The sequence below is a fragment of the Myroides sp. C1519 genome, from assembly GCF_038039755.1.
GTDB lineage: Bacteria > Bacteroidota > Bacteroidia > Flavobacteriales > Flavobacteriaceae > Flavobacterium > Flavobacterium phaeum_A.
Genome location: NZ_JBBPHM010000001.1, coordinates 77,240 through 90,329 on the forward strand (window position 1 = coordinate 77,240; position 13,090 = coordinate 90,329).

12 protein-coding genes are annotated in these 13,090 nt (G+C 31.0%); 1 reads left to right on the forward strand and 11 read right to left on the reverse strand.

The features are described 5' to 3' along the window. Window positions 1-184: 184 nt before the first annotated feature. From AABL81_RS00330 to AABL81_RS00345, 4 genes are all read right to left on the reverse strand, one after another. Window positions 185-1,306 (reverse strand): hypothetical protein, encoded by a 1,122-nt coding sequence (locus tag AABL81_RS00330; RefSeq protein ID WP_341340047.1) that lies wholly within the window; start codon window positions 1,304-1,306, stop codon window positions 185-187. A 188-nt stretch (window positions 1,307-1,494) separates the two neighbouring features. After that, window positions 1,495-1,833 carry a hypothetical protein gene (locus tag AABL81_RS00335; protein WP_158210772.1) on the reverse strand — a complete coding sequence of 113 codons (339 nt, stop codon included), beginning with the start codon at window positions 1,831-1,833 and terminating at the stop codon, window positions 1,495-1,497. Window positions 1,834-1,863: 30 nt separating this feature from the next. Continuing rightward, a complete protein-coding gene (locus tag AABL81_RS00340; RefSeq protein ID WP_341340048.1) occupies window positions 1,864-2,577 on the reverse strand; it encodes a sterol desaturase family protein in 714 nt (237 codons plus the stop codon). Window positions 2,578-2,838: 261 nt separating this feature from the next. Further along, entirely contained in the window at window positions 2,839-4,362 is a 1,524-nt protein-coding gene (locus AABL81_RS00345; RefSeq protein WP_158210770.1) for a S41 family peptidase, read from the reverse strand. Between the two features lie 444 nt (window positions 4,363-4,806). On the opposite strand from AABL81_RS00345, the gene AABL81_RS00350 reads away from it, so the two are divergent. Further along, window positions 4,807-5,265, forward strand: coding sequence for a PaaI family thioesterase (locus AABL81_RS00350; RefSeq protein ID WP_341340049.1), 459 nt, complete (start codon window positions 4,807-4,809; stop codon window positions 5,263-5,265). A gap of 182 nt (window positions 5,266-5,447) precedes the next feature. Here AABL81_RS00350 and AABL81_RS00355 read toward each other — a convergent pair whose 3' ends face one another. The 7 genes from AABL81_RS00355 to AABL81_RS00385 form a co-directional block, all read right to left on the reverse strand. After that, entirely contained in the window at window positions 5,448-5,843 is a 396-nt protein-coding gene (locus AABL81_RS00355) for a (deoxy)nucleoside triphosphate pyrophosphohydrolase (protein ID WP_410505280.1), read from the reverse strand. Between the two features lie 31 nt (window positions 5,844-5,874). Next, on the reverse strand, window positions 5,875-6,918 hold the full coding sequence (locus AABL81_RS00360; protein WP_341340050.1) for an AI-2E family transporter: 1,044 nt from the start codon (window positions 6,916-6,918) through the stop codon (window positions 5,875-5,877). Window positions 6,919-7,213: 295 nt separating this feature from the next. After that, a complete protein-coding gene (locus AABL81_RS00365) occupies window positions 7,214-8,413 on the reverse strand; it encodes a hypothetical protein (protein ID WP_341340051.1) in 1,200 nt (399 codons plus the stop codon). Between the two features lie 27 nt (window positions 8,414-8,440). Then, window positions 8,441-9,589 carry a hypothetical protein gene (locus AABL81_RS00370; RefSeq protein ID WP_341340052.1) on the reverse strand — a complete coding sequence of 383 codons (1,149 nt, stop codon included), beginning with the start codon at window positions 9,587-9,589 and terminating at the stop codon, window positions 8,441-8,443. Between the two features lie 209 nt (window positions 9,590-9,798). After that, window positions 9,799-10,668: a hypothetical protein gene (locus tag AABL81_RS00375; RefSeq protein ID WP_158210765.1), complete on the reverse strand. Its 870-nt coding sequence runs from the start codon at window positions 10,666-10,668 to the stop codon at window positions 9,799-9,801. 231 nt (window positions 10,669-10,899) lie between these two features. Next, entirely contained in the window at window positions 10,900-11,745 is an 846-nt protein-coding gene (pdxY, locus tag AABL81_RS00380; protein WP_341340053.1) for a pyridoxal kinase, read from the reverse strand. A 263-nt stretch (window positions 11,746-12,008) separates the two neighbouring features. Beyond that, window positions 12,009-13,013, reverse strand: coding sequence for a metal-dependent hydrolase (locus AABL81_RS00385; protein ID WP_158211371.1), 1,005 nt, complete (start codon window positions 13,011-13,013; stop codon window positions 12,009-12,011). Window positions 13,014-13,090 lie beyond the last annotated feature (77 nt).

A 13,090-nucleotide genomic window follows, 5' to 3' on the forward strand; every position in this document is an offset into this window, starting at 1 on the left:
AGGTACAAAATGACAAGAAGTATTAGAAGATATTTTTGTTAAAAAGCCCCTTAAAACTACTCGCCTTTAAATCACAAGCCTAATAATCAGATTTTCAAGCTTATCTATAGAAACCTAATTACCTATAAATAAAAAAAGCCAACTTTATTAAGTTGGCTTGTTATTTTCTATTTTGGTTAACTGCTTACTTTAAGGTAAACAGGTTTTTCTTATCTTCTTTTAAGTGCAATACGTGTGTTGATAACAATTGGTCAAAAGAAAAGTCTCCTAATCTCACGTCTATTCTAAATAACTCAGGGTTATTAGCTAAAGCTACTAAAACGTCAAAAAAGACACTTTCTTTCTCTATAGCCTTATCTAATACCACCCTCGCTCTTAGCACCTTTTTATTAGAATTCTTCACATAATCGAAAATGTACTGATTAGGCTGATTCCAACCACTTGGAGCAAAGTTCTCAAAGTAAATATCAGAAATAGACTTACCTTTTTCTGTACGTGCAGTTATGCGCTTTCTGTCTAACCCCATATTTTGAACTACTGCATTATTGACAAAACCTCCTTTTACAATGCCATCAACGACAGTAAAATGCTGTTCATACACATAAATAGTATGACCTTCTTTCTCAAGATACACATAGTGCAACATACCTTGCTCATCACCCACTTTAAAAATCATCTGCTCTACTTTAGCATCTGGGTTAGTTAGGCGAATTAACTCTCCTTCTCTACCTCCTAAGTTGATTGTTGATCTCTCTCCTTGTTTGTCCCATTTACTCCAATCACCATTTACATACATCTCCTTAGTAGGTAATATATCTCCTTCCTCTATATCGTAAAACAAATCTCGTACATCCTCATCTTTCTCAATTTCAGCTCTAACATACGTGTAAAAATGATTATCCGTATCTAACACATAGCGATACAAAGGTTGTCCCTCGTTGTAATAAACAAAACTAAAGTCATTTAACTGTATTGGTTCTAACACAACTCCTTGCATCAACTCATTAACAGCGTATGTAGCCTTAGCCGTTGCAACACTGTCATTAACCGTAACAAACGATTGTAACAGTTCGTCGTGCTGTTCAATAAACTTTAAGCTATTGTACATTTGCTTAGCCTCTTGAGGAAAAGAAACAACTCTCTCTTCAATTGACAAACTATCATTTACTATACAGTTTTCTACATTAAACTCCTGATTGATAAACAGTACTTTATCTTGTTTACAATTAGACAAAGAGTCTACAACCTCTTGCGCCTGTACTGACGCAGTTAGAGTTAATAGGTATAGTAAGGTTATCTTTTTCATATTTCTTCTTTTTATAACAACAATCCCTTTGAAACAATTAGTTTCTAAAACAGTAAAACAACTTACAGGGGTATTTACCCAAATTTACGAATTTCAAAGGAAAGTTACCTGCCTTTTCAAAGCGATCCTCATTTCACAAGCTTTTAAAGTGAACAAAAAACACCAACATTCTAATTTTCAAACAACTATCACTTAAATAAATTCATAATAGCATAGACTATTTTCTCTAAAAATGTTGCAGATTGACTTTTAACTGCTTGTTGTTCATACAAACATTTCTTTAAAGCCATCTCTACTTTTGCTTTCTCTAACGTAAAACTATCCTCATTAACTGAAAATTGTAGAAAATCAACCTCATTTATCAATTTAAAAGGTTCACTACTTTCAACATAAGTATTTATAATCAACTCTTTTACATCCGTAATCCAATTGTAAAATTGATCAACAAATACCTTATCTCCTTCACGAAAATTGTCATAACTAAACAATTCGCTTTCTCGCAATAATTCTATAATTTTATATTCCATCTGTACGAGGTATATGCTTGTAATAATATATTAGTTTTCAGTTCTATAGGTCTTAAATATTTTATCCCAAAATAGAGTATAAAACCCGTAATTACAATCTGGGTATTGATGATGACGATTATGAAAAACACTTAAGCACAACACTTTACTTATCCATTTTTTTAATCTCGTTTCTTTTAAAACCTCTTGATTCAGATGTCCAATTGTGCCCCAAATTAGATTAATTGTTAAGTATGCTGTGATTGCCCATACATTGAAAGGATACAATAGCAATAGAACAATAAAAAGCATCCCAAAACCAATTGCTTCAACGGGATGTAAGACAAATAAGCTTAAAATATTGACACTACTATGTTCGTGATGCTTTCCGTGTACTAAACTATAAAGCCCTGGTAAATGTGCTATGCGATGAAAAACATACATCAGGAAATCCATTCCGCCAACTAAGACACCTATTTGTAGTAAAATGGTAAAGATTGACTCCTTCTCTGAAACAATGATAAAACCACGTTCCCAAAGATATTCACCTAACAGAAATACAGCTGAGTTACAAACTAAGACCAATAATGCAAGCTGTAAATCCCCCTTGGATAACTTCTGTTCTTTCTCTTGAATTAATTCCTGTGTTGAAAACTTTTTTACTAATGTGTACAAGCCAACCGAACTTGCAAAAAGCACGATATTTATTGCTAAACTCAGCAATAATAATTGTAACCACGATAAGTGTGAAAGGGCCTGTAACATTGATATTTAACAATAATATTTTATAGCAAAAGCAAACTTACAAAAAGTAGTGTAATATTTGTGTACCTCTCTTTTAATAACCTTTAAAATAATCGAAAAATATGCTGTTACACAATTCATTTTTTATTTCTAAAATAACCCCTTTAAAGAAAAAACATCTACGTTCTATATCCTTTCTTTTTTGCCTCTTAAAAAGAAAGAAATAAAAAAGAGGCTGTCTTTTATTAGGACAGCCTCTTACTTTTATATTTATAGCACAGATTATTTTTTCTGTTTTTTTCCTTTTTCTTTCGTACTTAACTCCGCTACATTAAGTCCAATTTGTCTTTTAATTAAATCCAATGCCATTGTTAACTCTGGATCTTTTTCTTCCACTAAACCAGCGTAAAACATCGTCTCATCTACAACATAATCAGGAATTACCCCTCTACAAGCACCGCTTTTACTTGCTGAATTATTAAAAAACACTTCCGAACGAGGTAGATCAACAATTGTCTGTGTATTCGGCAATTTATAATTTATAAACCAAGATGCAGTTGTAAAATTACTACAAGTACGTGTTTCTTGTCCTATCACTACTCCTCTCTTGTTCTCTTTAAATAAAGCTGCAAAATAAGCTGCTGCCGACACCGTATTATTATCTATCAATAATATGGTATTCCCTTCAAACACATTTCTATCACGTGGATAATTCTCTACATACGATTCGTCTAAGCGATTGTTACCATAATAATACTCATCATCTTCACTTTTATCATAACGCTGCAACATAAAATTGTTCATATTCTTGATATCTAAATCAGAATACTGACGTCCGCTACCATCTATTAAATTCTCTCGAACTTTTATATCAACAACTTTCGTTGCATAACGGTAACTATTCTTAAACACCTTATCTTTTGAAATAAAAGAATAAAATAATGGAATATTACTTAAAAGCCCTCCTCCGTTACTACGAATATCTATGATTAAGTTTTTAATTCCTTTTTCATTTAATTTTTCAAAAAAAGCACTTAACTTTTGATAAGCAAACTCTTCTGAAAAGGCAAACGTTTTTATTGTCAAAATATAAGTATCTTCATTTACTTCTCTACCATAAATACCATAAGAATAAGTAATCAAATCGAATGGTAAAATTGACTTCTGAACGTTGTAAAAATTTCGGAAATAACTCACTGTATTGATTGTCACTTCTTTTACCTCTTCACTTTCTAAACTATCTTGATAAGTAATAACGTATTCCTTAGCATCTGGAAACATTAGCGATATATAAAACGTAAAATCCTTAGCATCATCAGCTTTGATCTCTCCATCACTACTCACATTTATACGACTTAATATCTTACTCGCTTCAATTCCGTTGACACTCTTAATTATACTACCTGGTGGAATGTACGGATTGTGCTGATTAACAAATACTTTACTATTAAAGACAAGCGTAGCTAAAGGAAAAAAATGAGTCTCCTTAGTAAAGTCTTCAAAAATAGTTGTATCTGTTGACAAAGAAGAATGTGCATCGTGAATATAAGGTATAGGATTTGATAGTAAAAACGTAGCATAGCTCGGATTCTCTTCTAAAGTCTTTCTTATACTCGCAACTTTCTTATCAAAGTCTTTCTCTGATATTACGCGATATGGATTTGGATGTTGATTTTTTACGATATTGATTAAAATGTCGAAGTCTTCAAGATAATCTTCTTGTGTTAATTCCGAATATTTCTTTTGACCAAAAACAAAACATTGACTCACTAATAAGGTAACTAATAATAAACCTTTTTTAATCATTTCTTAGTATAATATTTAATTGAATAGAACCTGTAAAAAACATTACTCTTTTTTTAGAAGTTCACTTCTATCTCACGATTCTATTTCCATTTACAGTAAATACAAGCTATTATAATTTAATTAGCTTTATTCTTAAATACTTTATATTTTTATATAACAGATAAACTTAACTTTTATTATATAATATTACTACTAAGTTTTCTTTTTTTCATATACTATCTGACTTGACATATACTATCCTTTCATATTTTAAGGTGTTACTTATTCGAATTTAAGAAAATAAAACTTACTGAGTACATATTTTTACATATTTATATTCTTGTTAAGAGCTTTCATTGCTCTTTAAAGAGTATAATATTCAAGTAAAACTATTAAAAACAACTGTTTGTCAATCTAAAATCTATTGTTGATATTTACAGAAACTAACCTATTAAACAAAGACTTATGACAAAAGCAATTCAAGACTTATACCCTGAAAACTTAGCGCATTGCTACGGCTGTGGAAAAAACAATCCTAATGGTTACCAACTCAAAACTTATTTAATTGGAGAGGAAACTACTGCCGAGTTTACTCCAGAATCTAAATATACTGCTCTTCCTGGAAGTGTATATGGTGGATTAATTGCTTCTTTATTAGATTGCCACGGTACTGGTTCTGCTGCGGCTTTTCTGTGTAAACAGGAAGGCATTTCCCTTGAAGTAAGCCCTATTCCCGTACGTTGTGTAACAGCGTCCTTAAAAGTTGATTTTAAAGCCGCTACACCGATGGGTGTTCCTTTGCTATTAAAAGGTAAACTGCGCAGCATAGAAGGCCGTAAAGTATGGGTAGATATGACGCTTAGCGCAAATGATGTTGTATGTGCTACTGGAGAACTTTTAGCTATTCGATTAAAAGAAGAATAACCTTTCGTACTGAAGTAAGATTACTTACTAAAAACATCGCAATAATTATAAAAAGGGGTATCAAATTGACACCCCTTGTATTATTTTATATATTTCTATTTATCTCAGTCTTCAAAACTAAGCTTTCTACCAAATCAGGGCTCCTAATGCTATAAAGCAAACAAAGAACATTAGTTCTATTCTTAGAATACAGTTTTCAAATACTCTTGAACAATAGGAATATCTGCTGCTGCCCATTCAAAATCCATTAACCTTTGCTTATCACTCCAAACAATATTCTTGTGTTCCTTCTTTTCAAAATGAGCCGATTCACAGCTACAAACAAAAGGAATTAATTCAAGTGAAAAAGTATCATAGTGATGTATCACTGGGGTCAGCGGCTTAACTACGGTAATATCCATAGCTAACTCTTCTTTTATTTCTCTAACAATACACTCCCCAACCGTTTCCCCTACTTCTACTTTCCCTCCTGGAAATTCCCATTGCAGAGGAAGCAACATTGTTTCACTTCTTTGAGCAACTAATATCTTCTCTTGATGTTCTATTATTGCACAACAAACTTTAAGCATTTCTTTCATTTTTTACTGCGTACAAAGATAATCAACTTTACTATGCTTGTTTATTATCATTTGGAACCACAAACTCATTGCGGTATATCTTAATTAACCAGAAGAATAATGAAAATAAGATTGGACCAAAGATTATTCCTATAAATCCAAATAGATTAACCCCTACTATTACACCGAATATTGTAATTAAAGGATGTACATCAGCCATTCGCTTTTGTAACATAAAACGAATTAAATTGTCAGATAACCCCACAAGAATCAAACTGTATAGCAATAGCCCAATTGCACCTGTAGTATCGCCTTGTGCTATTAACATACCAACTAAAGGAATATAAATTAACGCCGCTCCAACTACCGGTATCATTGCAGCAAATCCTGTTAATACAAAAAAGACAAAAGCATCATCTACTCCAAATATCAAATATCCTATATAAGCAACCACAGCTTGACAAAAAGCAGTTAACGGAACACCTATCGTATTTGAAACTACTAATTTCTTCATATCAATCTTCATATTGTCCATATTTGCTCTGCCAAGGGGAATGTACTTATTAAACCAACGTTCTATTGATTTATAATCAACCAACATAAAATAAAGTAATAGATAAGCAACTCCTATTTCCATTAGTCCATTCACTGAAGTATTGACAATTGACTGTAATACCTTACCTCCTATTTCAGTAGCCTTTTCTAAATTACTTTGGTCAAAAATATCAATATTGTATTTCGTGTGAAGCAAATCTACTACACTCTTAATTCCTGTTTTTATCTTGTCTTTATCGTCCAACATAACTAATATTTTCTTAGTTAATGTTTGAATCAACAAGTACATCGGACCTAAGATTAAACAAGCACTACCTAAGATCAAAACTACTATTGACCATATTTTTTTCCAACCTTTTTTTTCTGTTAGCCATCGAAATGGATTGATCAACAAAACAAACAGACAGATAGCTCCTAAGAAACCTGGTAAAAACACAACTAAATTCTTTACCAATAAAAAGAATACGAAAACAATAACAAGTAAAAATGCTATTTGCACTAAAATACCACTTGGTATTGCTGATTTTATTTTATCATTCATCACAATATGAGTTTTAAACTTTGCTAAATTTATGAAAACCCCTTTATAATTGTATCTCAAATCAATTTTAATAAACAATATTTTTATTATCGCAACAAAAACTTATTGGATAGAGGGCTATGCTTATCCCTTTGGGATAACATTTGTTAAAAAACAACATATAATGTCATTTTACAAAATCACTCACTTATATTTGTATCAGTAAGATGTAGAATAATTACCACTTCTTATAAAATTACTAAAATGCTATGAAAAAGAAACTCCATAAGTTTTACACCTATGGAGTTTTTTTATTTTATTTTAATTGTAATTCTTTGACTAAATTACTTCTTTGACTGCTTTTAGCTTTTGTTGATTTATTAGTTCTTCTAAATTCTTCAACTTCCTCAATATAAGACACCTTATCATAAAATCTAATCGATGAATTATAAAATACTTCAAGATTCCCTATCGGTGATTTAATAGACATTTCTGTATTGATTGTCCCATTCAAATAACGATCGTCATCGTGTTCTTTATAATCATAATCATCATCAAACAATCCATTCTTTGCTACTTCTAAATTTTGAAGCACTACTTTTGAATCTAATATTTCATCAAAGTACACATCGTTAATATCTCCTTCAACATTAGCATAAATACTTTCTATCATAATATCTTCTCCTTTTTTGGGCAATGCACGTACTCCGTAATCTACAATTTTTCCGTTTTTCTTGATTATACTCGGATTTGCTACAAGAAAATCTACAAATACAACATCCCAATCCTCACCAATCTTTCTACCCAATAGATAATAATAGACATTTGCTAAGCGGCCATCAGGCAATTCTCTAACTTCATCTACTACTTTTTCGTTACCAAGCTTATCAATATGCAATTCTCTACTCAATACTAAAATATAATCATCTATAGCAAAAGTTTGCCCTTTTAAAACAAACCTATCTACAGGAGCATTAACCTCTATAGTCACTTCATAACTATCACTATATCCTGTTGACTTTGCTATGAAACTATAAGTACCTGCTTCAGTTGGCTTAAAATAAGGAGAATCTAATACTTCATTTGTTTTATTGTTATAAATAAACACTTCTTCATTTACCTCTTTATTGTTGTATAATACAGAAAACGTTACATACTCATTTACATTGACTTTTGTTTTATCTGCTTTTAAAAGCAATCTTTTAGCACCAACGGTTACTTTTAAAGTATTGCTATCTGTATAGCCTGTTCTTTTAGCAATAATATTAAAAGTTCCCTCACTTCTAAAGATATGCTTTGTTAAAGCTGGTGCACCATCAATAAAGATATTACTCTTAATACCCCCGCCCTCTGCATTAGTTACAATAAACTTAACCTCTTCACCAACTGTCAAATCTTTTTGTTCTATTTTTAAAACAAGTGCCCCATTATTTGTAATAGCATCTACACTATCATCATTTTTAGAACATCCTACTAATACAAAAAATGCTATAATACCATATAATAAATTTTTCATCTCTTTCATTTTTAAATAGTTAAAAAACTAATTCACATTACTTTTAGTTGGCTTAAATATTGCATTCTTTACGCGAATTGCACTTTCACTTTGATTGCTTTCAGGAATCTCAGAAAAATTAATTTTACCAGTGTAGTCAACAAAAATATCAGCTTCAAAATCTTTATATGAAATATTTAAAGAAGCTTCTGCATCTATACCATCAATTCCTGCATTATACCCTTTATCTTTCACTTTCAAAGACTTAACATTTAAAAAAGCTTCAGATTCCTCAAAAGTACTGTAGAACATATAATCATTCACGACAACCCAAGTTTCAAAATACAATGTGGAATTTACTTCATTTGGAAAAACACGTCTTCCTAAATCTACTATTGCACCATTTTCTACTTTTATCGTTTCATTAGGAACAAAGAATGTAAAGAACACACGCTCTAATTTACCTGATTGATAACTTTTGAAAAGGAAATTATATTGATTTGCATATAACCCATTTCCTAAATCAAAAACCTTATCTATTTCAAAAATCTCTCCATCTGTTTCATTTACCACATCCATACGTTCAACACTAATAGATACTCCAGAAATAAGATACTCATTGTCATTTATAATGAACTTCCCATCTGTCTGACGTTCCTCTACATTAATAGTAATCAAATTACTATCTATGAATCCTTTTCCTTTTGCTCGAAACTTAAATTCTCCTACATCATCACCATAGAACATTTTATCTTGAACAATTTCATTTGTCTCTATATTGTAAATCGCAACTTTAGAAGACACATCTTCTCCTTGCCAAGTAGCACTAAACAACGCCCTTCCTTGTAGAAATAAATTTTCCTTGTCTACTTCCAAAACCAATTGTTTAGTCCCTACATTAACTTTGACAACATTACTATCCAAAGCTCCTTTTTTTCTTGCAATCACATCAAATTGACCTTTCTTTTCAAATACAAACGGATTAGAAGCTTTTACTCCATTTACATATATTTCAGCATCTACTTTATCCGCATTTGCATCTTGAATAATAAAAGACAAAGAGTCGTACACAAAAATTGACGTGTTCTCTACAATTAAAAAAAGCTCTTGGTTTTTCGTCTCTGCTACCTGATTATCATCACTGCTACAAGACAGAAAAGACAATCCAGTGATCAGAAAAAATAACAATTTCTTCATATTAAATACTAATTATGGTTAATAAAACAAATAAAGAGCATTTTAATTAGAAAAAATATCAACAATCAAACACATTTAACACTAAAAAATAAACAAATCAAATATTTTATAAACATCCCTTAATTATAAATGCTTTATGTAATTAAAAAGGCCTTTAGCTACAGTAGCTAAAGGCCTTTTTAATCTCTTATCAATAAATATTTATTTATCTAAAAATCACTTACGTTTTCTGTTTTCTCACAAAATCTAATTACACCGTCATAAACAATATGAATAGGCGTATTTCCATCTTTATATATTATTTCAAACGATCCTTTAGTGTCTAATCCCAAATACCCCACTCCAACTCCCTTATTCACTAATTTATCTGCTCCAACTTCTAACTCTGAACTTGCAAGATTCCAATCTCTTGCAGCATCATAATTATCTATTACAACCCAAGAGTTGTGATAAATTATATCCTTACTATCTACTTCACTTGGCAAAACACGCTGTCCATAATCAATAATGTTATTGTCTTTAGCAACAATTGTTTTATTTGGTACATAATAACATATTTCAAATCTTTCGTACCCAGTACTTCCGTTAATTCTAATATCAAAGTGATAAATATTATACCATTCTCCATTCGGTAATCTTATCGCTTTATCAACATAATACTCCTTACTCGCCTCATAATCTATTTTACTTATCTGTTCCACAGACATTGAGACACTTTTGATATCGTAATACTGTTTATTGATATTTAAGTAATTCAATCCTGTTTTTTTAATCACAGTAATCTCTATCGGATTGCTATTCTCATACCCCTTTTTCTTTGCTGTAACCTTATAACTTCCTATTTCAGAGAATTTATACGGATTGTGCACTAAAACACCCTCAACATATAAATCAGCATTGACATCTAAAGAAGAGCCATCTAAAACAACAAAATGTACTGCCTTCCCCTCCTCAACAGTAGACTTCTCTGAAGACAAATGCAGTTTTTCTTTTGTCATCTCTTGAACATCACTGTTATCGCTACCAGAACACGCTATAATGGTCATACTAACCAATAAAAGAAGTATAACTTTCCTCATATTTCAACTTAGTTTTTGCTACGTTAATCAAAAAATATATTTTAAGTTAATACTAAACAATTAGCTCAATATTTTTGAATAACAACCCTATTCATTCTAATTTATATAACAAAAAACTCATTTTTTACTATATTTCAAAATTAATAAAAATAAGATAGTTAAAATCCTTTTAAATTATTTTTAAATTATTTACAACACTAATAACCAATGAGTTACGTATAATTCAAAAAACTATAGCAATAACAGAGGATATGCTTGCATAATCGCTGAAGCACTCATTGTTGTTAATCCATTTTCTTTGGTAAATGTCAACACACTACAAACAAAATTCATTGCATTTTGTATAGCATCGCCTACTTTTCTGCCATTAGCTAATTGAGAAGTCATAATAGCTGTAAACAAATCTCCTGTTCCTACTACCTCAATATGTATATTTTCTGTGCTAAATCTCGAAATTTGGCCATTTTCTACAACTATAACTTCTATTTGGCCAGCTGGTGTATCTGCCAACACGGCACTTGTAAGTATAACTCGTTTATTATTTAAAATTGGATGATCTGCTATTAAAGAGGTTAATTCAATTTCAGTAGTAATTTTTTGTCCTACAATAAACTCTAATTCAAACTGATTTGGAGTCAACACATCACATAAAGGAAGTAATGTAGCCACAGAATGCTTCGCAATAGCTTCTGGAATATACAGTCCATTTGCGCGAGTGTCCCCTAATACAGGATCGTATATATAGATAGCCTCTTTCTGAACCTTTTTCCACCCCGTTATAAATTCTGCTGTCACATCAATCAACTCAGAAGTATTGATATAACCACTGACAGCAAACTTGGTTTTTTCTCGAAGTCCAACCTCGCTAATACCTCTTATCAATTTCTTGAATAAATCTGGAGAAACTACATCTCCGTAATATATATTTTGTTCAGCGTGGCTCGACAGCATAACTGTCGGCAAAATAATAGGATTTATACCGTGTAACTGAATTGCTAAACCAGCAACACTATTTCCAACATAACCTGCCGAAACTAAACTTTGAATAGAAATGATATTTCTTTCAAATATTTCCATCTTCTAAATAATGATTTCAAATACTTTTAAATTAAAAACTATTTGAACTATTAAACACTCCTTTTATCAGCTATAAAAATAACCTATGTACAAAAGTATTTTAAAATTCACGAACACAATAGTTATTACAAACATATTTACTCATAACAACTTTTTTTAAAGCGATTTTACACCTAAGGCATACAAACTCCTCTTTTTTTGTTTAAAGTTGCTCAAATTGCTTTAAAATAGAAAAAGGAGCTATTATGCTCCTTTTTCTATTTTTATATTCCTTGCAATCTAATCCATAGTCGTTTTAGCAACTTCACACCATCTTTTCTTTCTTTCTTAACCTCTTCTGCTTGTAACTCACCGTCTTCGTTTACTACAAATCGGTAACTAAAAGCAAACTGAACATCTTCTCCTTCATTCTTCAACAAACCAAATCGCAAATCATTAAAGTGAATTTCATCATTGTATTCAGAAAAAGTATAATAACCTTCTGATATTTTCACTAATCTATTAAACAAATTGTGATTAGCTATATTGTTAATGAAATGCTCATTTTTATCAAAACGTTGGAATGTAATGTCTGAATGATCAAAAAATGAATACTCGCCAATTAAAAAAGCATCATCTGTTTCTACCATTGCATTCCACAAAATAGTATTCATTACAGTGGGTTTAACAGACATTTCTTTATACTTAATACCTTGTTTATCCAAAGCATCAGTAAACTCGTAAAAAGCCACTGCTTTTAACAACAACGTTAAAAACAAATATGAACTACTAACATAAATACCTAATCTATTCAAACGCATCCTCCTGTCTATATCTACTTTTTCACGCATAGAACGAACCAAAAAATAGATAAACGGAATAGTGTATAGAGGGTCAATGACAAAAATAGACTTAAAAGCAAAAGCATAATCAAAAGGCCACAGTAATCGTGTACCCCAAGTTGTAAACATATCTAACAACGCGTGTGTAAACAACCCCCAAAAAAACAACCAATATCCCTCTTCATAGGTAACGCCGTTTTTCTTTTCTAATTTGTACACAAGATAGCCAAACATAAAAGAAGCTAAAATGGCAAACAAAATAGAATGCGTAACCCCTCGATGCATTTCTACAGCGGATATTGGATCAGTAAAAAATACAGATAGAACATCTAAGTCTGGAATTGTTCCTGCTATAGCACCATATAAAACTGCTCTATTACCAATCTTACGTCCAGCTATCGCATTCCCTACAGCTCCACCTAATACAATTTGTGTTAAAGAATCCATTAACTTTTTTTTCAAAAATACAAATAAAAAAAAAACTGCCATAGGGCAGTTTTTATTATTTCTTCTTATAAGTGTTT

What these genes read in the sequence shown, in the direction of transcription:
- AABL81_RS00330 (WP_341340047.1), bottom strand. Translation starts at nt 1,306, where the DNA reads ATGAAAAAGATAACCTTACTATACCTATTAACTCTAACTGCGTCAGTA.
- AABL81_RS00335 (WP_158210772.1), bottom strand. Translation starts at nt 1,833, where the DNA reads ATGGAATATAAAATTATAGAATTATTGCGAGAAAGCGAATTGTTTAGT.
- AABL81_RS00340 (WP_341340048.1), bottom strand. Translation starts at nt 2,577, where the DNA reads ATGTTACAGGCCCTTTCACACTTATCGTGGTTACAATTATTATTGCTG.
- AABL81_RS00345 (WP_158210770.1), bottom strand. Translation starts at nt 4,362, where the DNA reads ATGATTAAAAAAGGTTTATTATTAGTTACCTTATTAGTGAGTCAATGT.
- AABL81_RS00350 (WP_341340049.1), top strand. Translation starts at nt 4,807, where the DNA reads ATGACAAAAGCAATTCAAGACTTATACCCTGAAAACTTAGCGCATTGC.
- AABL81_RS00355 (WP_410505280.1), bottom strand. Translation starts at nt 5,843, where the DNA reads ATGAAAGAAATGCTTAAAGTTTGTTGTGCAATAATAGAACATCAAGAG.
- AABL81_RS00360 (WP_341340050.1), bottom strand. Translation starts at nt 6,918, where the DNA reads ATGAATGATAAAATAAAATCAGCAATACCAAGTGGTATTTTAGTGCAA.
- AABL81_RS00365 (WP_341340051.1), bottom strand. Translation starts at nt 8,413, where the DNA reads ATGAAAAATTTATTATATGGTATTATAGCATTTTTTGTATTAGTAGGA.
- AABL81_RS00370 (WP_341340052.1), bottom strand. Translation starts at nt 9,589, where the DNA reads ATGAAGAAATTGTTATTTTTTCTGATCACTGGATTGTCTTTTCTGTCT.
- AABL81_RS00375 (WP_158210765.1), bottom strand. Translation starts at nt 10,668, where the DNA reads ATGAGGAAAGTTATACTTCTTTTATTGGTTAGTATGACCATTATAGCG.
- pdxY (WP_341340053.1), bottom strand. Translation starts at nt 11,745, where the DNA reads ATGGAAATATTTGAAAGAAATATCATTTCTATTCAAAGTTTAGTTTCG.
- AABL81_RS00385 (WP_158211371.1), bottom strand. Translation starts at nt 13,013, where the DNA reads ATGGATTCTTTAACACAAATTGTATTAGGTGGAGCTGTAGGGAATGCG.